The organism is Siphonobacter sp. BAB-5385 (assembly GCF_002261125.1).
Classification (GTDB): domain Bacteria; phylum Bacteroidota; class Bacteroidia; order Cytophagales; family Spirosomataceae; genus Siphonobacter.
The window spans coordinates 118,846-142,009 of sequence record NZ_NMPS01000031.1 but is presented as its reverse complement, the minus strand read 5'-3'; the positions used below and the strand labels follow the sequence as shown (position 1 = coordinate 142,009).

Annotated in this window: 15 protein-coding genes and 1 pseudogene; 13 read left to right on the top strand and 3 right to left on the bottom strand. The window is 52.6% G+C overall.

Annotated elements, in window-relative coordinates:
* Positions 1–18 precede the first annotated feature (18 nt).
* Complete coding sequence (locus BWI93_RS02525; RefSeq protein WP_094808592.1) at positions 19–927, top strand: hydrogen peroxide-inducible genes activator; 909 nt, start codon at positions 19–21, stop codon at positions 925–927.
* 52 nt (positions 928–979) lie between these two features.
* On the opposite strand, the gene BWI93_RS02520 is transcribed toward BWI93_RS02525, so the two are convergent.
* Positions 980–2,458, bottom strand: coding sequence for a catalase (locus BWI93_RS02520; protein ID WP_094808591.1), 1,479 nt, complete (start codon positions 2,456–2,458; stop codon positions 980–982).
* Positions 2,459–2,725: 267 nt separating this feature from the next.
* Here BWI93_RS02520 and BWI93_RS02515 point away from each other — a divergent pair, with 267 nt between their 5' ends.
* The 12 genes and pseudogenes from BWI93_RS02515 to BWI93_RS02460 all read left to right on the top strand — a co-directional run bounded on the left by BWI93_RS02515 (position 2,726) and on the right by BWI93_RS02460 (position 17,530).
* Positions 2,726–3,337 (top strand): RNA polymerase sigma factor, encoded by a 612-nt coding sequence (locus tag BWI93_RS02515; RefSeq protein ID WP_094808590.1) that lies wholly within the window; start codon positions 2,726–2,728, stop codon positions 3,335–3,337.
* 196 nt (positions 3,338–3,533) lie between these two features.
* Complete coding sequence (locus BWI93_RS02510) at positions 3,534–3,998, top strand: FecR domain-containing protein (RefSeq protein WP_141217325.1); 465 nt, start codon at positions 3,534–3,536, stop codon at positions 3,996–3,998.
* Positions 3,980–4,441: a FecR family protein gene (locus tag BWI93_RS02505; protein ID WP_094808588.1), complete on the top strand. Its 462-nt coding sequence runs from the start codon at positions 3,980–3,982 to the stop codon at positions 4,439–4,441. Before BWI93_RS02510 ends, BWI93_RS02505 begins: the two co-directional genes overlap by 19 nt.
* Before the next feature lie 75 nt (positions 4,442–4,516).
* Positions 4,517–5,161: pseudogene (locus BWI93_RS28450) on the top strand (carboxypeptidase-like regulatory domain-containing protein); the annotation flags it as partial.
* A 110-nt stretch (positions 5,162–5,271) separates the two neighbouring features.
* Positions 5,272–7,956, top strand: a complete 2,685-nt coding sequence (locus tag BWI93_RS02495) for a TonB-dependent receptor (RefSeq protein WP_094808586.1) — start codon at positions 5,272–5,274, stop codon at positions 7,954–7,956.
* 20 nt (positions 7,957–7,976) lie between these two features.
* Positions 7,977–9,449, top strand: coding sequence for a RagB/SusD family nutrient uptake outer membrane protein (locus BWI93_RS02490; RefSeq protein ID WP_094808585.1), 1,473 nt, complete (start codon positions 7,977–7,979; stop codon positions 9,447–9,449).
* Positions 9,450–9,532: 83 nt separating this feature from the next.
* The gene (locus BWI93_RS02485; protein WP_255157687.1) at positions 9,533–12,241 is read left to right on the top strand and encodes a c-type cytochrome; all 2,709 of its coding nucleotides are present in this window, start codon (positions 9,533–9,535) and stop codon (positions 12,239–12,241) included.
* A gap of 7 nt (positions 12,242–12,248) precedes the next feature.
* Positions 12,249–12,998, top strand: a complete 750-nt coding sequence (locus BWI93_RS02480; RefSeq protein WP_094808584.1) for a DUF1080 domain-containing protein — start codon at positions 12,249–12,251, stop codon at positions 12,996–12,998.
* 3 nt (positions 12,999–13,001) lie between these two features.
* Positions 13,002–14,063: an aldose 1-epimerase family protein gene (locus tag BWI93_RS02475; RefSeq protein ID WP_094808583.1), complete on the top strand. Its 1,062-nt coding sequence runs from the start codon at positions 13,002–13,004 to the stop codon at positions 14,061–14,063.
* A 5-nt stretch (positions 14,064–14,068) separates the two neighbouring features.
* A complete protein-coding gene (locus BWI93_RS02470; RefSeq protein ID WP_094808582.1) occupies positions 14,069–15,289 on the top strand; it encodes a class I mannose-6-phosphate isomerase in 1,221 nt (406 codons plus the stop codon).
* Between the two features lie 32 nt (positions 15,290–15,321).
* Positions 15,322–16,350, top strand: coding sequence for a sugar phosphate isomerase/epimerase (locus BWI93_RS02465; protein ID WP_094808581.1), 1,029 nt, complete (start codon positions 15,322–15,324; stop codon positions 16,348–16,350).
* A gap of 19 nt (positions 16,351–16,369) precedes the next feature.
* A complete protein-coding gene (locus BWI93_RS02460) occupies positions 16,370–17,530 on the top strand; it encodes a Gfo/Idh/MocA family protein (protein ID WP_094808580.1) in 1,161 nt (386 codons plus the stop codon).
* A 168-nt stretch (positions 17,531–17,698) separates the two neighbouring features.
* On the opposite strand, the gene BWI93_RS02455 is transcribed toward BWI93_RS02460, so the two are convergent.
* Positions 17,699–20,233, bottom strand: a complete 2,535-nt coding sequence (locus tag BWI93_RS02455) for a PAS domain-containing sensor histidine kinase (protein WP_094808579.1) — start codon at positions 20,231–20,233, stop codon at positions 17,699–17,701.
* A gap of 495 nt (positions 20,234–20,728) precedes the next feature.
* On the bottom strand, positions 20,729–23,125 hold the full coding sequence (locus BWI93_RS02450; RefSeq protein WP_255157686.1) for a penicillin acylase family protein: 2,397 nt from the start codon (positions 23,123–23,125) through the stop codon (positions 20,729–20,731).
* Positions 23,126–23,164 lie beyond the last annotated feature (39 nt).

Sequence of the window (23,164 nt, the reverse complement as noted above, 5' to 3'; positions counted from 1 at the left end):
CTCAAGTCGTTTATTCCCATGACAATCGTTCAGCTCGAATACCTGGTGGCCGTAGATACCTACCGGAGTTTCAATAAAGCCGCTACCCATTGTTTTGTAACACAGCCGACGCTCAGTCTTCAGCTTCAAAAGCTGGAAGACGTACTGGGCGTGAAGCTTTTTGAAAGAAATCCCGTGGTTCCCACCAAAATTGGTACGGAAATCATCGAAAAAGCTCGTTTGCTGCTGGACGATTACTATCGGATCAGAGAAGTGGCTCAGCAGGAACAACGGGCCTTAGCGGGCGAGTTGCACATCGGTGTCATCACGACGCTGGCTCCGTACCTGATTCCTGGCCTGATGAGCCGGTTTCGCAATAAACATCCGGGAGTTAAACTCGTGGTTTGGGAAGAAACCACGGCCCAGATTATTCATAAAGTTAAACAGGGCGTAATTGACTGCGGGATTGTCTCTACGCCGCTTAACGAAAGCCAGTTGCTGGAACATCCGCTATTTACGGAAAAATTAGTGGCGTATGTGGACACTACCAGTCCATTGGCCCAGAAGAAAACATTGAAACCGGAAGACATTGATCCGGCTGAAATCTGGGTACTTAACGAAGGCCACTGCCTGCGGGATGAAGTATTGAAGATGTGCCAGAAAAAGAGGGAACAGCCCGAGGAGCCCACCTATGCATTTCATACGGGCAGTCTGGAAACCTTACGACGACTGGTGGATGAAAACGGCGGAGCTACCATTCTTCCCGAGCTGGCTTTAACCCAGTTGAGTAAGGAACAACAACGGAAAATCCGACCCTTTAAAGCCCCGGAACCTACCCGCTCAATCGGCATCATCACGCCCAAAACGTTTGTCAAGCGACGCATGATTGAATCACTAAAACAGGAAATAGTAGAGGTGTATGAGACGGCTATTCAAGCCAAACTTTAATCACTTGTGACAGGATTACAAAAAGCCAGTCGTAGCTACGACTGGCTTTTTTTTATAACTGAGGATGCGTAAACTGGTTAACCTCCTCCATCGTCAGCCCCAGAGCCTGAGCTACGCCCGTACCGTAAGCCGGGTCGGCCTGATAACAATTGCGGATGTGGCGTACCTGAATGAATCGCTGGGCTTTACCCACGGCGGCGGCCGTATTACTGAAGAGTACCTGTTTCTGGGCTTCAGTCATCTTTCTGAACAGATTGCCGGGTTGGGAGAAGTAATCCGTATCGTCTTGCCGAAACTCGTATGCATCCACGTCGCCGTTCAGTTTCAGGGGAGGTTCCTTGAATGCGGGTTGCTCCTGCCACTGACCAAAGCTGTTGGGTTGATATGCGATCGTTGACCCGTGGTTGCCGTCGGTACGCATGGCTCCGTCGCGGTGAAAAGCGTGGAACGGACACTTCGGGGCATTCACTGGAATATGGGCATGATTCACGCCCAGACGGTACCGTTGAGCATCGCCGTACGAGAACAATCGCCCCTGCAACATCTTATCGGGCGAATAGCCAATGCCGGGGACAATATTGGCCGGATTAAAAGCGGCCTGTTCTACTTCCGCGAAGTAATTAGCGGGATTCCGGTTCAATTCAAACGCACCGACGGGAATCAGCGGATAATCGGCGTGCGGCCAGACTTTGGTGAGATCGAAGGGATGAATGGCGTACGTGTGGGCCTCGGCTTCCGGCATGATCTGTACCAGGAACTGCCATTTGGGGTAGTTCCCCTGCTCGATGTTGTCGTACAGGTCGCGTTGGTGCGATTCCCGGTCCTGACCAATGAGTTCAGCCGCCTGTTCATTCGTCAGGTTTTCAATGCCCTGCTGACTTCTGAAATGAAACTTCACCCAGAAACGCTCATTTTGATGGTTGATGAAGCTGTAGGTGTGACTGCCGAAGCCGTGCATGTGCCGGTACGTGCGGGGAATACCCCGATCACTCATCACAATCGTAACCTGATGCAGGGCCTCGGGCAACAGGGTCCAGAAATCCCAGTTGCTGTCGGCATTGTGCATATTCGTTCGGGGATCACGCTTGACCACGTGATTCAGGTCGGCAAACTTCATCGGGTCGCGGAAAAAGAAAACGGGCGTATTGTTTCCGACCAGATCCCAGTTTCCCTGCTGCGTATAAAATTTCAGGGCAAAACCCCGAATATCGCGTTCGGCATCGGCGGCTCCCCGTTCGCCAGCTACGGTCGAAAAGCGAATGAATAGCTCAGTTTTCTTCCCAATTTCGGAAAAGAGATCGGCTTTGGTATAGGCCGTAATGTCGTGTGTGACGGTAAACGTGCCGTACGCTCCCGAGCCTTTGGCGTGCATGCGACGCTCGGGAATAACTTCACGGTCGAAGTGAGCCATTTTTTCCAGAAACCAAAAGTCCTGTAGCAAGAGCGGGCCCCGCCGCCCCGCCGTCAGTACATTTTGATTGTCCGGAACGGGCGTTCCCGTAGCCGTAGTTAATTTGTTCTGGTTTTCCATGCGTAAAACAAGGGGTTAAATTGGTTTTCCGAACAAAAGTGACCACGCCCGATGGTTAAGAAAAATTGATAGTTTTAATCGAAAAATTGATTTTGTCAATGCTGGGAAGAAACGCCCAACACCCCTCTGAACGTGTGAGGACTAAAGGAGAGGAGAACGTCTTTTACAGAAAATCAAGAAAATTTAGTACTGGATATAAATTGCACTTTATGGTGTTTTTTTGTTAATTATAGTAACTTGCCGCGAAATCATAACCCTGTTTAAGCCTTGATTTCCCAGCATCCCCACTCCTTAGAGGCCCAGCACGTATGGCTACAGCTTTGCCAGGGGGATTCGGCTGCCTTAAATCAGGTAGCGGAGTGGTATTATGCGGCTCTGCTGAATTACGGGCTAAAGCTGGAACGTGATCGGGAGCTCGTCAAAGATTTACTACAGGAGCTTTTCCTGGAACTCTGGACCCGACGCGAGTCACTGCCCCGACCCGAGGACATTAAAGCTTACCTGTTTGCCATTCTGCGAAACAAAATCTACCGATCTTACCGGCAGCATTCGGGGTATTCCTACGAAGCGTATCCGGAATCCTTAGGCAGTGAGGAGCTGGGGGTAGAATCGCTGCTCATCCATCAGGAAACCCAGGAAGAATACCACCTGCGTCTGACCAAAGCTCTGGAATCGCTGTCTCCCCGGCAGCGGGAAATTATTTTTCTACACTATTACGAAGGTCTCTCGCACGATCAGATTGCGGAGATCATGCAACTCAACCACCAGAGCGTCTATAATCTGCTGTCCCGTTCGCTCAAGGAACTCCGCAATGCCTGGGTCGTGGGAGGTGTCCTTTGGGTAGCGAATGCGTTGAGTTTTCCTTTCCCCGAAAATTAATTCAAAAAATTTTCATCGTTTTTGGTTAGGTTCTGCGGCTACCGCACACTCTACTATTGAAACGTGCACTGTTTTATTTTTTCATGAAAAATACCAGAATTTTGAAGCCCGTGATTTTATTCAGGACGAATCCTTTCGTCACTGGGTACGTGATCCGGCCGGATCACAGGCTTTGTTCTGGCAGGAGTACCTTACGATGCATCCGGAACAGGAGGACGTAATTCGTCAGGCCCGCCTGTTTCTGGAGGAGATTTACGCCCATTACGCCGAACCCGTTCCGCAGGCGGAGGTACAGCTGGAACTGGAAAAGCTGAGGGAACGCGTGGCGGTACAACCCCTGCGTCGATTGCGAGCGTTTACCTGGGTTCGGTGGGCAGCGGTGCTGCTCATATTGGCAGGGCTGGGATGGTGGAGCTGGCCGGAAAAACCCGCGACGCCCGAACCTGCTTCCCTGCATTGGGCCTTGAAAACCAATTCAGGAAAAGAACCCGTCACGGTACTGTTACCGGACGGCAGTATGGTAACGCTGGAAAAGAATAGTCGTTTGTGGTATCCGGTGCAGTTTCCGAAGGATAAACGGGCAGTACAGCTCTACGGCGATGCTTTCTTTGACATTACTAAAACCCGAATCATCCGTTCGTCGTGTACACGTCTGAATTGAGTACAAAAGTGTTAGGTACGAGTTTCTGGATTTACGCCCGGCCCCAAACCCAGAAAACGGTGGTTCAGGTACGCAGTGGCCGGGTCGGGGTACGGGTACGAACGAGTATCGCTGTGCCGACGATTCTGAATCCGCAGGAACAGCTTACGTACGACAAACGGCTGGACCGTCTGGACAAAATCACGCTGGTTAAAAAACGAGCCGTGTTCCGGGAACAGACGTTTGACAACGCTCCGGTGCCCCGGGTACTGGCAGAACTGCAACGTCAGTTTGGTGTCAAAATCAATTACAATGCCGAACAGCTTCGCAACTGTTCCATTAATACCTCTTTTAAAGAAGAAAATCTTCAGGAACGTTTAAGTGCCATTTGTCAGGCCATCGGGGCCACTTACCAGGTGAAAGGGGGACAGGTATTTATCCAGAGCGACGGCTGTACACCGTAGTGCGGGTTAAAACCTTCGATAGACCTCGAACCCAGCTTCAGTTCATTTTTCGTCTCCAGTACATCCCTTGCCGGGATGCAGGGAAGTATTGTGTCTACTCTAAACCGTAAAACAGTACCTATTATGAAAAAATGGCTTACTTCTACCTGTCTTGTTTTGTGGGTATTCGCCGGCTATTGCAGAGCGTACGCGAATGATTCTGCCGATCAGGAAGTGCTGCAACGCAGGATTTCACTGAATCTCGTGAATCAGGATGTGAAAGTGGTACTGCAACAGCTGAGCAAACTGGCCGAAGTACGGTTTACCTACCAATCCTCTTTGTTCGGCTCCACTCCAAAAGTTTCCGTACAGGCTCAAAACCTGCCTTTGTCTAAAGTACTTGACCAGTTGCTTCGCCCGCTACAGGTGGAGTATAAGGTGGAAGCTCAGCAAATTATTCTGATCAAACAATCGCCTGCGGCTCCCCGTACGGCCGTGGATACGGAAGTTTCCGGAACGGTAACGGATGAAAAAGGCGAACCCCTGCCCGGCGTAAATATTCTGGTCAAAGGCACCCAGCGGGGTGTCGCTACGGACGTGAAGGGGCAGTATCGCCTCCGCGTAGCGGATGAAAACGCCGTCTTGGTCTTTTCTTTCGTCGGCTTTACCCCGCAGGAAATTACGGTAGGGAGTCGTACCAGTCTGAATGTCGTGCTGAAAGCCGATGCCAGTGCTCTCAATGAAGTGGTGGTCGTGGGCTACGGTACCCAGCGGGCTCAGGATGTAACAGGTTCCGTGGCGTCCATTTCCATGAAAAACGTGAAGGAAATGCCCGTCGCGGGCCTGGATCAATCCCTGTCCGGACAAATCGCCGGGGTGCAGATCAGCTCTTCCAACGGGGTGCCGGGGGGGGGGCACAGATTCAGGTACGCGGGATCGGAGCCGTTGGAGGGGGCAGTCAGCCGCTGTACGTGGTCGACGGGTTTCCCCTTTCTACAACTTCCAATCAAACGTCCAATCCCATCAATGACATTCCCCCGCAGGATATTGAATCCATCACCGTACTGAAAGATGCCTCGGCTACGGCCATCTACGGTTCCCGGGGAGCCAATGGCGTCATTTTGATTACGACCAAACGGGGAAAGACCGGAAAAACCAACGTACAAGTGGGCGTATATACGGGCTTACAGCAAATTCCCAATAAAGGGAAGCCGGATTTGATGAACGCTCAGGAATTCGCTCAGTTTCGTAAGGAAGCCATTTCGGATCGGATTCGGGCGGAACAAAACCGGGAAGCTACCGATGCCGATATTCCGGAGCAGTACCGTAATCCAGAGCGGCTGGGCAAAGGTACCAACTGGTTTGAAGCCATGACCCGCGTAGCACCGATGACGGACGTGAACCTGAGTTTGAGTGGTGGCAATGAAAACCTGAATACCTACGTATCGGCTGGCTTTTTTCAGCAGGACGGTGTCGTGACGGGTACGAGCTTTCAGCGGTTTTCCCTGCGAGCCAACATTGATGGTAGGCTGAGCGATAAACTGCGGGTCGGGGTGAATCTGGCTCCCACCTTTACCCGTCGGCAACGCGGTATTTTTGGCGGTGCCGGTCGGGGGGAACAGGGCTTCGGCGAAGGCTTGGTGGCGAGTCCCTTACCACCCGTGTACCTGTCGGATGGTTCTTACAATCCCATGATTCAGAGTGATGGAACGTTTAATTATCCAAACCCGGTAATGGTGCTTAATGAAGTGGACGATCGCTCGAACAGTACGCGGGTGCTCATCAACGCCTACGCCGAATACGAACCCGTGAAAAATCTGAAGTTCAAAACGACGTTCAATACGGATTGGCAGGACGGACGGGCCGAGTACTTCCACCCCTCCACGATTGGGTACCTCAACCAGAACCCGCCCACCATTCCTACGGCCCGCTATAACCGGAATTCATACCAGAACTGGCTTAACGAAAATACGCTGACGTATCAGACTACCTTCAACGAAGTCCACTCCCTGACGGCCCTGCTGGGTTTCACCATTCAGCAGCAGACCAATAAAGGAGCCTCGTTTACCGGTGAAAATTTCCCCGATGATGATGTAAAAACCTTTAACGCCGCCGCTCGCATTACGGGCAGTACGGGTCAGGAAGACTGGTCGTTACTTTCCTATCTCGCCCGCCTGAACTACGCCTACCGCGACAAGTACCTGCTGACGGCCACCCTTCGGAGAGACGGTTCCTCCCGCTTTGGGCAGGATAACCGCTGGGGTATTTTCCCTTCGGCGGCTCTGGGCTGGCGAATTTCGCAGGAGGAATTTTTAAAACCCGTCAACTGGATTAGTGACCTGAAACTGCGGGCTTCTTACGGCGTTTCGGGAAATTTCGAAATCGGTAATTACACCTACCTGAGCCAGATGATTTCCAATAACTACGTGTTGGGCGGAACGCTGGTGGGCGGCCGTCAGATGGAAACGCTGGGAAATCCCCGACTGGGCTGGGAACGGATGCACGAGCTGAACGTCGGCTTTGATTTCGGCTTGCTGAGTGATCGTTTTTACATCACGGCGGATTTTTACCGCCGCAATACGGAAGACCTGTTACTGAATGTAGAGATTCCGCAGTCCTCGGGGTTTGGCTCGGTAATGGAAAACCGGGGCAACGTACAGAACAAGGGCGTCGAGCTGGCTATTACGTCCCGAAACATTTCGCGGGGTTCTTTGGGCTGGACGACGAATTTCAACATTGCCTTCAACCGCAATAAAGTACTCGCTCTGGGTCGTAGCGACCGTCCGATTCTGTCCGGCGTAAGTGGTGAGGGCAATCCGACCAACATCACCATGCTGGGCCGACCGCTGGGACTTTTCTACGGCTACGTATTTGATGGCCTGTACCAGAATCAGGAAGAAATCAATGCGGGACCAGCCTTTCCCGGTGCCGTACCCGGCAACATGCGGGTAAAAGATGTCAATGGCGATGGCGTCATTACGCCGGTGGATGATTTCGATGTTATTGGCAATCCCTATCCCAAGTTTACCTGGGGTCTGACCAATACGCTCAATTATCGAAACTTTGATCTACGCGTCCTCGTCACCGGTTCCGTGGGCGGGCAACGGCTGCATACGGCTTATGAATACCTGCACAACATTGATGGCGTCTTTAACGTCACCCGCGACATTAAAGACCGCTGGCGATCGCCCGAACAGCCCGGCAATGGTCGTATTCCGACGACCAACGGCTCGGGACGGGGCCGGGTGATGTTCCGGGATGTCAGCTCGTTGTGGGTGGAAGACAATGATTACGCCTGGGTAAAAAATATCACCCTGGGTTATAACCTGAGCAAAGGCATCGGGAAAGTCATTCGCAGTGCTCGCTTTTACGTATCGGCCCAGAACGCCATCCTGATTACCAATTATACGGGCAACCCCGAAGTGCAGAACTATGGTAATTCTGGGACTAAATCCGGCACGCTGGTACCCGGCGTAGACTACTCCAGCTATCCCGTTCCCCGCATTTTCACCGTAGGTACGAATCTTAGTTTCTAACGATCTGACGCTCTAAACCGATGAAAACATACCTTTTGTTCGCAGCCCTTTTGTTGAGCCTGACGGCCTGCCAGCAAGCACTCGATGTCAACCCGCACAGCTTTACGAGTGGTGACAAGTACTATAGCACGGAAGATCAGGTGTTAAAAGCCGTCAACGGAGCCTACGGGCAGCTCCAGGGTTTATACACGGGAGATCTGTACGCGATGGCTGAAATGCGATCGGATAACACCACGTACCAGTTCAACGAAAGTGATCGCGGGGTGCAGCAGCGGGAGGAAATTGACGAGTTCCTGATCAATTCTTCTAATAATTACGTGCAAAATGTCTGGGCTGCCTTGTACAAGGGTGTCATGCAGTCCAACGTCATCCTGAGCCGGATCGATGCGGTTCCGTTTAAGGACGAAAGTCTCAAGGCCCAGTACGTGGGCGAGGCTAAATTTCTGCGGGCAGTGCACTACTTTTATCTGGTACGTTTATTCGGTTCCGTTCCCCTGATTACGAAGGAAATTGCCGGACCCGAACAGGCCTTTACGGCGGAAAAAGCCAGCGTCGACAATATTTACCAGCAAATTATCAGCGACGTGCAGGACGCGGTCAATCAGTTGCCGCAAACGTATACGGGCCAAAACGTCGGTCGGGCTACGAAGGGGGCCGCTCATACCTTACTGGGACACGTGTACCTGACGCGAAAAGATTACGCGAAAGCCATCGCCTCCTTCGAACAGGTCAAGGGCTATACACTGGTCAGCGATTACGCCAGCGTATTTGCGACGACAAATAAAAACCATTCCGAATCGGTCTTTGAAGTGCAGTACAACGCCGATATGGAAGGGGAGAGTAGCAACTTTATCTACTCCTTTGGACCGTATAACGCCGGTGTGCCACTTACGACTTTTCAGGGCAATCTGGGTGGTATGAACATTCCCACGCGGAATATTTTTCAGACCTACGAAAAAGGAGACAAACGGCGGGACGCTTCCATTGGGTACTACATTGATGCCGGTAATGACAAGTATTCGGAAGCGTTTGGCCAGGATTCGCTGCCTTACATCAAAAAATTCTTTCATCCACCCTTCAAGCTACAGGGCCGAACGGACGACAACTGGCCCGTATATCGCTATAGTCATGTGATGCTCATGCTGGCGGAAGCTCTGAATGAAACGGGACAAACGGCTGCGGCGTACCAGTACCTGAATCCCGTTCGTCAACGGGCGGGGCTGGCTCCGCTGGCGGGTCTGAGTCAGACGGCCTTTCGTGAAGCAGTGTATCACGAGCAACGGGTAGAGGTGGCTTTTGAAAACCACCGCTGGTTTGACCTCCTGCGAACCGGACGGGCACAGACGGTAATGAATGCTCACGGTGTCGAGGAGAAAAAGCGACTACCCCGCCTGAGTGCGGCTGCCTTCAATGTGCAGGATTACATGCTGCTATATCCGATTCCCCAGCGGGAAATCCGGCTCAATGGTTTTGAGCAGAATCCGGGCTGGTAATTCATTTGATGTTACGCAGGCAAGGCCTCCTTTCCGACCTATGGAAAGGGAGGGAGACCTTGCCCTAATCTTCCGAAACCGTCATGGCTTTACCCTCTTTTTTCACCAGACAGATGCTCGTGTATGGACTGCTGCTGTTGGGTATCCTGGGCTCGACTGCCTGGATCGTTCAGGCCCCGGAGCCTGAACATCCGAAAGTCAAAAAACTCAAATTACCCGCCGGATTCAAAGCGGAACACCTCTACAGCCCTTCGGAGCAGAAGCAGGGTTCATGGGTAGCGATGACCTTTGATGGAAAAGGCCGACTCATTACTGCCGATCAGTATGGTTACCTCTATCGCCTGGAAATCCCGCCGCTGGGAGCCCCGGATGCGAAGCCAAAGGTGGAACCCCTGCCGATTCAATTACCGGACGCCAACGTACTACCCGACTCAGTCAAGACAAAAGTTCGGATGGGCTACGCTCAGGGTTTACTCTGGGCTTTCAACAGCCTGTATGTCATGGTAAACCACGAGCGTGACAAGAATTTCGACAAAGGCAGCGGCCTGTATCGGCTTCAGGATACCAATGGTGATGATCAGTTTGATAAAATTACGTTGCTGAAATCCCTGAAAGGGGAAGGTGAACACGGTCCGCATAGCTTGGTATTGGCTCCGGACAAACAGTCCATTTACGTCATTGCGGGGAATCATACCGACGTGCCCGAAATGAATAGCTACCGACTGCCCAAAAATTGGCAGGAAGATAACCTGCTGCCCACGATCAAAGATCCCAGAGGGCACGCCGTAGACCGGATGGCACCGGGGGGGTGGATTGCTCACATCGATTCGCTGGGTTCGAACTGGGAACTCGTCGCGGCGGGTTTTCGTAACCCCTTCGATCTGGCCTTCAACGAAGCGGGCGAACTGTTCACTTACGACTCGGATATGGAATGGGATTTCGGACTGCCCTGGTACCGGCCCACCCGCATCTGCCACGTAACGAGTGGGGCGGAGTTTGGCTGGCGAACGGGCAATGGCAAATGGCTGCCGGCGTATCCGGATAATTTACCGCCCGTTGTGAACGTTGGACAAGGCTCGCCTACGAACCTCATCCACGGAGGTTCCGCCCGTTTTCCCGAAAAATACCGGAACGCTTTATTTGCTTTCGACTGGAGTTTCGGCATCATCTACGCCGTACAGCTCAAGCCGAAAGGAGCCAGCTACGAGGCTCAACTGGAAGAATTTATTTCCGGACCGGCTCTGCCCCTGACGGATGGACTTATTGGGCCGGATGGTGCTCTGTATTTCCTAACGGGCGGACGTCGGCTCGAATCTGATCTGTACCGGGTGTCCTATCAGGGGTCTGTGGAGGAACCTAAAGCCGTAACCGCTTCGCTAACTTCCGAACAGCAGCTCCGCCGCCAGCTGGAGGCCTTTCACGAAAAGGCTCAGCCGCAGGCCGTAGACCTGGCCTGGCCCCATCTTAACCATCCGGATCGATTTGTCCGGTACGCGGCCCGTCTGGCTCTGGAGCATCAGCCCGTCGCCCAATGGCAGGAAAAAGCCCTGCAGGAATCCGATCCGCAACGTTCGCTTCAGGCCCTGCTGGCCCTGACCCGACAGGCCCCGGCTACGCTGAAAAGCCAAGTACTGGAAGCTCTGGCAAAAATCAAATTCGAGCGGCTTAACGAAGCTCAGCAGGTAGACTGGCTTCGGGTGCATGAACTGGTACTGCTACGCCTGGGCACGCCAACGGCTCCGGAAAAAACTCGCTTACTGGCTACGCTAGAACCGCTGTACCCGGCCCGCAGTGCCGTACTTAACCGGGGCTTGAGCAAGCTACTGATCGCCCTGGAATCCCCGCAGGCGGCCCCCAAAACGCTGGCCCTGATGCGTCAGAAAGAAGAACCCGGCAGTCAGACCCTGGGCGGTATTGCCGCTACCAGTTCTTCCGATCTGATTTTGCGTAATCCGCAATATGGACTGGACATCGCCAAGATGCTGGAAAAAATGCCCCCCGCCCAGCAGACTTTTTATGCCGTAATGCTTAGTCGCCAGCAAACGGGCTGGACGCCGGAACTACGGTCGCAGTACTTCGAATGGTTTGCCCAGGCGTTTCAATACCAGGGTGGTCGCAGTTACATTGGTTTCATCGATAAGGCCCGGAAAATGGCCCTATCCCAAGTACCCAAAGAGCAGTTTGATCGCTACAACAAACTTTCGGGGGAAGGGCTGATCGGTCGGTCGGGGAATGAATTAGCCAGCAATTATACCTTACAGGGACCAGGTCGAAACTGGAAGACGAGCGACGCCCTGGCGGTAGTAGATAGTGGCCTGAACCGTCGCAATTTCGATCGGGGTAAAAACATCTACTCGGCCATTCTGTGCAGTCGGTGCCATACCCTGCGGGGCGAAGGCGGTGACATTGGTCCGGATTTAACTCAGCTGGGCACTCGCTTTTCCAACAAAGATATTTTAGAAGCCATCATTGACCCGGACAAAACCGTTTCCGATCAGTACGCTTCGACCATCTTTTCCCTGAAAAATGGCAAGTCGCTGGTGGGACGGCTGGTGAACGAAGATAAGACCAGCTATACCATCTCGCAGAATCCCTTCGCTCCGGAGCAGGTTCAGAAGATTCCCAAGAAGAACGTTACCTCTACTAAATATTCCTCCGTGTCGATGATGCTTCCGGGCTTGATCAATGGGCTTAATGCGGAGGAACTCAAAGATCTGATGGCGTTTTTAAAGTCTTCCGGCAATCCACAACACGAAGTATATCAACCCAAAACGGCGGGGGGTAACGAATAATCGACCTATGAAACGACACGCACGAATTACGCTCCTACTCTTCTTCGGACTTTGGATCGGTAGCCCCGAAGGCTGGGCCCAGACCACCGAATCCGGTTTTGTACCCCTGTTGAACGGATCATCGCTGGAAGGTTGGGAAGGTGATCCCACCTACTGGCGGATCGAAAACGGTACGCTGGTGGGCGAGGTAACGCCGAGTACCCTTCTGAAAACCAATACTTTCCTGATCTGGCAGCAACAGCAACCGGCGGATTTTGAATTGAAGGGTACCTTTCGAATTACGAAGGATGGGAATTCAGGCATCAATTACCGCAGTGAACGCGTCCCGGAGGTACCCTACGCCCTGAAAGGCTATCAGGCAGATATCGATGGCCAAAACAAATACACGGGGCAGAATTACGAGGAACGAGGTCGCACGACGCTCGCGTACCGGGGTCAGCAAACCCGCATCCAGCCCTTTACGCAGGGAAACGTCCGCGATCTGATTAAAAACAATGCCTGGACAATGCTGACGGTTGAGAAATCGCTGGGGGAAGCGGAAGCTCTGCAAAGCCGTATCAAAACCGAGGATTGGAACGAATTTCACCTGATTGTGAAAGGGAATCGCCTGCAACATTTTATCAATGGGGTACTGATGAGTGACGTGACCGATCTGGATAAGGTACATGGCAAAAAAGCGGGTTTCCTAGGGGTGCAGGTACACGTAGGTCCGCCCATGAAAGTTGAATACCGGAATCTCCGGCTAAAAACCTTGTAAACCATGGCAGGAATCGATCAGCGGAGCCGGGACAAAATTTCCAATCCCGCCCAACTGGGGGGCATCGAAACGTCGGTACTCGATAACGGACCCGGACGGGGCAATCGAATCGCCTGGGTGAATACCGGAGCGGGACTTCGGTACAAAGTAGTACTGGATCGGGGAATGGACATTGCCGAGGCTTTTTATCAGCAACACAGTCTGGCCTGGCTGAGTCACGGGGGCATTACCACGCCGCAGCCCTTTTCTAACCGGGGTTTGGGCTGGCTGCGAACTTTCGGAGGCGGCCTGCTGACTACCTGTGGATTGACGCACGTAGGTGGTCCGGAAAGCGACGAATGGGGGGAACGCGGTCTGCACGATACGTTCAGCAATACACCCGCAGAACTCGAATGTATCACGCAACCCGATCCATTCACGGGTCAGCTGGTTATGAGCGTACGCGGGCGGATTCGTCAAAGTCAGGCCTTAGGTACGCGGTTGGAACTAAGCCGTACCCTTTCGTCAACGTTGGGGAAAGCCAGTCTTCGCTTACGGGACGAAATAGTCAATCGGGGTAATACTACGGCTCCGCACATGCTGCTGTACCACATCAACCTGGGTTGGCCGCTCATCGATGAGGGTACCCGCCTCCTCTGGCGGGGTTCCTGGGAGGCGGGTTCAGATCACCCGCAATTGTTTCGGCCCGAACATGATTTTCGTACCTGTCCCGCCCCCCTGGACGCCCACGCCGGGGCGGGGGAGGAAGTAGCCTTTATTAATCTGGAAGCGGATGACGCAGGACAGTGTCAATGTGGCGTATATAATGAAACGTTAGGATTGGCACTTGTCATTCGCTTTTATAAACAGCAGCTTCCCTGGCTGACCAACTGGCAACATTGGGGAAAGGGCGAGTACGTGACGGGCCTTGAACCCGGAACCCATCCGCCGATGGGTCAGGCCCAGGCCCGAGCAACCCGGCAACTGATTTGGCTCGAACCCGGTGAACGTCGTGTGTACGAACTGGAAATAGAGGTGCTGACGGATCCTCAGGCTCTGGAAACGCTTTTCATGCCATACCACTAAACCTTATTATGACAATGACATCAGCAAGCATGGCCGCCCGGGCCTTAGAGCAGGGACAAGGCATTCTACGACTGGCTCCCACCTGGGTACCCCGCTCTTTTTGCGTACCGGGTCGGCGAATCAAACTGCATCCCGATGACTACTACGTACTCGGGGGTGAGCGGGGTGGTATCGATGAACGCTGGCTGGCTTCGACGACACCCGCCAAAAACGGACCCTTAACGGGCCAGGACGAAGGCCTTAGTCAGATTGTGTTCGAAGCAGACGGAACCTGTCACCAGTTTCTTCTTAGGGACGCCGTGGCGGAGTTGAAGGGAGCGTTAATCGGCGATCGACTTTGGAATGAATACCAGAGCTGGCCGATGTATTCCAAGTTTTTCGACAACATGGGCCCCTTGCCGCATCACATCCACCACAACGACGAACACGCCCGGCTCATCGGGCAGTTGGGTAAACCAGAGGCTTATTACTTTCCACCACAACTAAATAACCACGGCGGAGACTTTCCCTATACGTTCTTTGGACTGACGCCGGGTACCACGCACTCGCAGGTCCGCCAATGCCTGGAAAATTTTACCAAAGGCGATAACAAAATCACCAACCTTTCGCAGGCGTACCGGCTCGAACCCGGTACCGGCTGGGACGTGCCGCCCGGCTTACTGCACGCTCCCGGTAGCCTGTGTACGTACGAACCGCAAAAGGCTTCGGACGTTTTCGCCATGTACCAGTCCCTGGTCAATGAAGCGATTATTCCGGAAGAACTACTCTGGAATGGGACGCCACCCGAGCGTCGCGGGGATGTGGAACATCTCCTGGAAGTGATTGACTGGGACCTGAATCTGGACCCGGAAATGATGCAAAACCGATTCATGGCTCCTAAACCCGTACGCGATCCGGAAGCAATGCAGGGTTACCAGGAAAGCTGGGTATGTTATAAATCCGAAGCCTTCAGTGCTAAAGAATTGACCGTCCTGCCCGGCCAGACCGTAACCATTCAGGATGGGGCAGCGTACGGACTCATTCTCATGCAAGGGCACGGGAAACTGGGGGTCTGGAACATCGAAACGCCCAGTCTGATTCGCTACGGGCAGTTGACCAGCGATGAATTTTTTGTCAGCGAAAAAGCAGCTCTTGCGGGTGTTGTAATTACCAATGCTTCCGCCACGGAGCCGCTGGTGATGCTCAAACACTTCGGTCCCAACAATCCCGATCTGGTGCTTGACTAGATTTTTTCACGTATCCTCTGAACCTATTTACGATGCATACATTCCCTAAACTTCATAACGCTACCTGGCCCGGCATTGTCGGCAAGGGGGCTGACTCGGAACCTATTCTTTCCCTCGATACCATGCTTGAACTGACGGCTGGGGCCGAAGTCAACGGGATCACCTTCGATGGCGTAGATCTGGGCCTCTTCGAGCAGCACGTCAATCTGGATGCCGACGATCAGGAGATTCAGGCACTCGCTGACAAAATTAGCGGCTTTGGTCTGGAGGTCGGTAGTCTGGTGGCTCCCATCTGGGGCGGCCCGGCCCTGGGTTCTGCATCAGAGCAGGCCTTTTTTCTGGAACAGGTTCGTAAATCCTGTCGCTTTGGGCAGAAGTTACGGCAGATCGGGATCCGTCCCGGCGGCGTCATTCGCATTGATTCGGCCAGCTCGCCGGAGCAGTGGGCCACGGACCCGCAAGGGAATACGCAAAAAATTGCCGATACCTTTCGCCGGGCCTGTGACATTGCCGCCGAGTACGGAGAAACGCTGGCGGCGGAGGGGGAAGTCTGCTGGGGGGGGATGCACAGCTGGAAAACCATGCTCGAAACGCTGGAAGCCGTCGATCGACCTAACCTGGGTTTTCAGGCGGATATGTCGCATACGCTTCTGTATCTGCTGGGAACGAACCGGCCCGAAGATCGCATCTTACCGCCCGATTTCGACTGGAGTGACCGCGATACCCTGCAAGAGGCCCTTCAAACACTAACGGCAGCTTTACGGCCCTGGACGGTCGATTTTCACGTGGCCCAAAACGATGGAACCGTGTACGGAACGGGCTCGCACGATAAAACCGGACGGCATTGTTTACCCACGGACCCCGCGGGTAAACTCGACATTGTACACGATGCGGGCTACTGGCTGCGGGATGAAAAGGGGCAGCTCACCAAAGCCTTCCGCCACATTTGCTGGGATGGCTGTATGTTTCCCAACGAAGTAATGCAACGGCAGCAAACCTGGAACGACATTCTGGCGGTGATGATTCAGGTACGCGAAGCTCACGGCTGGTCAGAAGCTTAACTTTTTCCTACCTACACACATGAACGCATCCAAAGAACTCCGCATTGGTTTAATTGGTACGGGCTTTATGGGCCGTACGCATTCAAACGGCTATAAACGGGTTGGTGATTTTTTCCCGAAACTGGCCTATCGTCCGGTTCTGCAGGCCGTCTGCTCGCGAAACCTCGAAAAGGTAACAGATTTTGCTCAGCAATGGGGCTACGCCTCGGTCGAAACGGACTGGCAGGCCCTGATCGGTCGGGACGACATTGATGCCATCGACATCTGTACACCCAATGAGTGGCACGCGGAAATAGCACTAGCAGCAGCGGCAGCCGGAAAAATGATTCTCTGTGAAAAGCCCCTGGCCCGAACCTTACCCGAAGCCGAAGCGATGGTAGCGGCGGTAGAAAAAGCCGGGGTTCGCAATACGGTCTGGTACAATTACCGCCGCCTGCCCGCGGTCACGCTGGCCAAGCAAATCATCGATTCGGGGCAGCTGGGCCGTATCTTTCATTACCGGGCCAATTTTTTGCAGGACTGGACCATAAATGCTAATCTATCACAGGGGGGAGGAAACTGGCGAATGGACGTTGCCTCGGCGGGGTCGGGGGTTACGGGCGATTTACTCGCCCACTGCATTGATACGGCTTTGTGGCTGAACGGGTCGATTCGGGACGTATCAGCGGTAACCGAAACGTTCATCAAAGAGCGGGTTCATGAACAAACTGGAGAACTTACGACCGTCGGTATTGACGATGCCTGCCTGTTTCACTGTCATTTTGAAAACGGTTCGCTCGGTTTGTTCGAATCCACGCGATACGCCCGGGGCCACAAAGCGTTGTATACCTTTGAAATCAATGGTGAACACGCGTCCATCCGCTGGGATCTGCATGATTTGAACCGACTGGAATACTTTGATCACCGCGATGCATCGGCCTTGCGGGGCTGGCGATCCATTCACGTTACGGATGGCGAACATCCCTACCTGAGTCAGTGGTGGGTACCCGGTTTAGGGCTGGGCTACGAACACAGCTTCGTGCATCAGGTCGCCGATTTTCTGAAGAGTCTGGAAACGGATGAACCTTGCCATCCTACCTTTCTCGATGCTCTGCAAACGCAACGGGTGTGCCAGGCGGTGCTGGATTCAGCGGCCACCCGAAGCTGGCAGAACACGGGCATTCACGAAGCGGTACAGTGAGAAACGATCATTCAAGCCATGAAAACAAGCTTTTTCCGTTGATCTGTAAGGTAGTTTTATGGGACAAATAGTTAGTGAATTGCGGTGCTTTACTTAAAAAACAGGGGTTAGGAACATCGGTTTTGTAACCCCTGTTTCCGTTTCATAGTCTACTTAGTATGCCTTTTATCAGGTCGGGAAAAAAACGTGGAAGGTGGCTCCCTGTCCGGGTTCACTTTCGGCAGTAATGGCTCCCTGATGATTTTCCATGACTCGCTGACAAATGGCCAGTCCAATGCCCGTTCCCTTGTACTGCTGTCGGGTATGCAGTCGCTGAAAAACTTCGAATAAACGCTCGGCGTATTGCGGTTCAAAACCAATACCCTGATCGGCTACACTGATGCGATAATACCGCGGAGCCTTCAACACGGTTTGGAGTTCAGGGGGTAAATCAGCGGATGGAATCAGCTGCGAATACACGTGAATACGCGGCATCTCTCCGGCTTTGACAAACTTCAAGGCATTGGAAAGCAGGTTCTGAAACAATTGCCGAAGCTGACTCTCATCCCCCAGCAAAGCCGGTAACGGATCAATCTGTAAGTCCGCTTTCGTTTCCTGTAGACGTATTTCCAGCGATTCCAGTACGCGGGCTAATACTCGCTGTAACGAAACAATCATTTTTTCGTCCTGATCGACGGCCAGCCGTGAAAAGGCCAGTAGGTCCTGAATCAGGGTGGACATTTGTTCGCCGGATTTGGTAATTTTTGACAGGATGGTCAGACCCTGTTCATCCAGTCGGTCCGCGTATTTCTTTTCAATGAGTGTACTAAACGCCTGAATTTTTCGCAGCGGTTCCTGTAAATCGTGACTGGCCACGTAAGCGAACTGCTTCAAACGATCATTGGAAAGATGCAGGAGGCGATTCAGCTGCGTCATTTCCTCCAAATGCATCGATAGGATTTCATTGCTTTTCACTACTTCTTCGCTACTGGCCTGCAACTCTTCATTCACGGCGGCTAATTCCTCAGTGCGTTTTTGCACTTCGTTTTCCAGCGTGTTTTGTAACTCCCGTTCGAGGGTAATGTCACGGGCTGTACCTAGAAAACGATGGACCTCGCCTTTTGAATTCCTGTAGTGCTGACCGATGACCTGAATGGCCTGGAGCTGACCCGTTTGAGCGTTCAGGATTCGGTACTCGGTCTCTAACCGACCGTTGGATTCAGGACTTAAGGATTGTTCCCATAACCGGGTGAGATGACTCCGATCATCAGGATGCACCATAGACCAGGCTTCTTCCAGGGAAATTTCAGTATGAGGTAGTCCAAACTTACGGGCGTACTTCTCAGAAGTGTACATCTGGCCTTTCGTAAGATCAATAGTCCAGGTGGTCAATTCCGCCAGCTCAATGGCATCACGCAAGGCCGCTTCACTTTCTTCGAGTGCTTGGCGGCTAATAACCGTCGGCGTAACATCCTGAATGATACCCGAAATCGAAACGGGTTTCCCTTTTTCCGTCAGGACCTGTCCCATGGAATGCAGGTAACGCAAGTGGCCATTCTGGCGACTGATAACCCGGTAGGTGACATCATGATAGCCACCCTGTTTACCCGCGATGGAATCTTCAATGGCCTGGATCGTCGTTGCACGATCTTGCTCATGAATGAGCTGAAAGACTTCATCGAGTGGATACTCTTGGCTAGGAATCTCAAACCAGTCCAAGATTTGTTGGGAGTGCATGGACAGGCGACTGGCTAAGTCTACCTTAAAACTACCGAGGTTTGCAATGGTGAGAGCCAGCTCCAGATTACGACTTTTATTTAAAAGTTCCTGCTGGGCTTGCACCTGCGAAGTGACGTCCTGACAAAAGACAATGACACCCGTGATCGTACCATCCTGCTCCCGATAGGGCTGATAAATCAGATTTAAAAAGCCCTGCCTGGTTCCGCTTTCAACCTGTACCTGATACGGTTGTTCGTAGAGGTACATGGGTTCGCCAGATTGGATAACCCCCTCAATAATCGACTGAAAAGGGTCAGCCGCTTCGGGGATAATCTCAAATAAAGGATGATGCAGAAGCTCTTCAACCGTACGGTTCACCAATCGGGCATAAGCTTCGTTGACAATCGTTACCTGCAGTGATTCCCCGGTCAGAACAATGATACCCGCCGTAGCCTGGCGAATCAGATTTTGAAAACGTTGCTCGGAAACGGCCAACTGTTGGGTCGTTAGTACTTTCTGCGTAGTCTCCGTACACGCCACAAATATGCCTCGTACCAGCCCCCTTTCGTCTTTAACCGGACTGTAACTATACGTCCAGTAGACGGGTTCCATTTTTCCGTTCCGATAGATGGGCAGGAGCTGATCTTCTTCCCAGGTTGCTTCGCCACCCGCCATGATGGCATTGAGTCGGGGGCGGTTAAACTCCCACACTTCCGGCCAGATGTCTTCCCCCCGGCTGCCGAGTACGGCTGGATGTTTACCCGTAACGCCCAGACTAGGTCGGTAAGCATCGTTGTAAAAACAGATATAGTCGGATCCCCAGTAAAGGAACATAGGAAACTTGGAATTCAGCAGAATGCCCAGACTGATACACAGGCTGGCTGGCCAGGTATCGGGTGTTCCGAGCGAGGTCCTCGACCAGTCGAACTGGCGGGTGAGATGACCCATTTCACCACCTCCTTGCAAAAATGGGAAAGGTTCAGCGTTATCGTGGGGTAAGGTCATAGTTACGAAAAACAAGCAATACCGTTGGGGTAGGAAAAAAGGAATGCCTCGTACCGAATGCCGTTCCGTTGAATCCTAGTTTTGAAAACAAATATTCTCTCAAGAATGATTTGTTTCTTGAGCGAAGTCAACCACTAAAAAACTGTACGGGGGCGAATTCTTTATTGAAGCAGTTATGCTTTTACGCACCTTTCCAGTGTGGGGCAGGGAATAAACGAGAGGTAATCGATAGCGGATAAATACTTTACTTAGATCATGGAAGAACGTAGAACAAAACTTCGGTAGCTCTTGAAGTAAACGATCGTTCAGTAATCGATGTAATCTTGCATCAACTGGTAAGCCCCGTAAACCAAAAGCTAACCTTGGGTTAGGCTTTTGGTTTACGGGGCTTGTTTTAAACTTCAAACAAGTGACTGAAGGAGTATTCTTTTCCAGGAATGGAGCCAATAGTAACTGTAACACCTACTATTGTTTCATTTGGAAAGTTAGGTACGATTAAGGCGTAAGCAAAGTCGTTTGATCGGCCACACTTTTGATTTTTTCCTTGCTGAAATACACCGGGAAGTACTCCCCCCGATTCCATTTGTCGAACAAATCCCGGTAATGCGGATCTTCGAGATTTTCGGATTGCCCGGGACTATTCACGCCCAGCGTTTTATCCCAGTTTTCGGTATCTACCAGAATTCGGAACGAAGCTCCGTGGGTCTGATTCAACGTATTGCCCGAATTATTGATTGTCTCCGCATTGCCACCCCGGGCCATCGGACCCAGGTTGATTTTCTGTTGCATCGCGGGACTTACCCAATCACTAAAGGCGTGCGTAATCGTAATGTGTTTGTTAGTAGTCTGCCCATACGCCCAGTTCTTGGAATCTTTGCCTAACCGTTTGGTCAATACCGTCAGGGCTTCCTGCAAGGCCGTGGTTACTACCTGATTCCGGGTTTCGAGGGGTGTAGAGCCAAAAACTTCCGGCGGCGGCGTGAGCAGATAGTCGATCAGAACTTTCGTAGAAAGCCTTCGGAAGTGAGCCTGAGCGGCTTTGGGTACTGCTTTTTCGTACACGTAGTCCCGCAGTTGGTTTTCCCATTCGACGTAGATGGCCGCTTCTATTGATTCCGGGTTCAACCGGAAATCCCAGTTTTGCAGTAGGCTTACGGCTTTCTGAACCGATTCCTCGTTCGAAGGAAGGGCAAATTTCAGCAGCGGTACCAGCGTGCGGGCGGGAATGGATAGGACGTCATTCTGCAACTGCGAAAAATCACTCAGATTGAACCGTTTACTACTGCCCAATACTTCTTCCAGCCGATCGGTTCGGTACGAGGTTGACCATTCCCAACCGAGGGCCGTACGGGGTTGGTAGTCAGGCGAGGTAAGGTTACTATTGGCCGAGGCAATGAAGCCTTTGGCGGGGTCGCTCAGGTGCGGTAACTGCTGGATGGGCAGATAACCCTCCCATTCAAATCGTCCGTCGCCGGGGACGGGTACCAGTCCGGACCAGTTGGGGCGAATGGGTGCTAACGTTGAAACCTGCCAGCCGATATGCCCTTTACGATCGGCCCAGATCATGTTGAGCGACGGAAGCCGGGCGAAGGAGCAAGCCTCGCGAAACTCGTCCCAGCTTTTCGACTGATTCATACGAAGACTTGCCAGATAAGGGGCACAACCCACGTCCATCCAGCCCGCTCGCACGGCGTAAGCTTTATTGGCTTTTGCGTCTTCGAACACCACCGGACCGTGACGGGTGTATTTCAACTGTACCACCTGCGGTTGCTGACCTTTAACGGGGATCGTATCCGTCACGATTTTCATCGCCACCCACTGCCCTTTGTATCGATATTGATTCGGGTTTTGCGGGTTGAGATCGTACACGTACAGATCCTCGCAGTCCGATCCCGAGATGGTCAGTCCCCAGGCTCCGTAGTCATTATGACCGATGGATACGCCGGGTAACGTCGGTTCGCCGGCTCCTACCACATTCCAGCCCGGAGCGTTGAGGTGAATCCAGTACCGCAGGGAAGGCGTAGACTGCGTACGGTGCGGATCATTGGCTAACATCGGGAAATGACTTTGCGACTTTTCGCCGCTCAGCGTCCAGTTGTTCGATCCCACGTATTCTTTTTCCGTTTCGTACCAGTCCAGAAAGTCAAAGGTCTTTCCTACATCAGAGCCCGGTTTTTTAAAGCGTAAGGGAGCCCGGAAGGCATTGTACAGGCCCAGAATATCCTGCATTAGGGCGGCACCGTCTACTCCCTTCTCCAGTGTAAGTTTCGGTTCGGACGCGGGCGTACGCGTGGGGTGAAACCAGTTGAGTTCCCGGGTTTTTTCTTCCCCCATGACGTGAACCTGCCGCCCAAAACTCAACTCACTTGTGAGGTTGGCAATCAGGCCCTGGTGGCGACTGATAACGACCTCCGGCGTCCAGAATCCGGGTACGCTTTTCAGTAATTTAAACTCGAAGGAAAGCTTGCTCGTATCCTTCCGGACCTCAGCTATCCGGGCATTCACACCCGCGGTGTAGGCGGTAATGATGAGTTTACCCCTGGGATGATAATGAGCGAATTCCTGGTCGAGGTTCTGACGAAACTTAAACAATCGCGTACCCAGATCCCGTTTCAACTCCGAAGGTCCCAGCCACTCGGCGACGGTACCCGTGGCCTGCCTCCGCCAAAGCTCCAGCTGAAACAGGCGGTCCGTAGCGGCGACGTAGCCCTGGGCAAAAAAGAGATCATGGTCATTTTTAGCGTAAATGTGCGATACCCCCCATTGGTCCCGAATGATCTCCACGGACTGTTGCAGACCGGGCATTTTCAGCGTCTGGGTTGCCGACTGGCCCATCGCCTGTAGCGTGCCGAGTATCCAGATGATGCCCAATAGTAAACGTTTACAATGCATACGCAGGAAGGATTACAGCGGAAAGAATGGAAGAGAGGC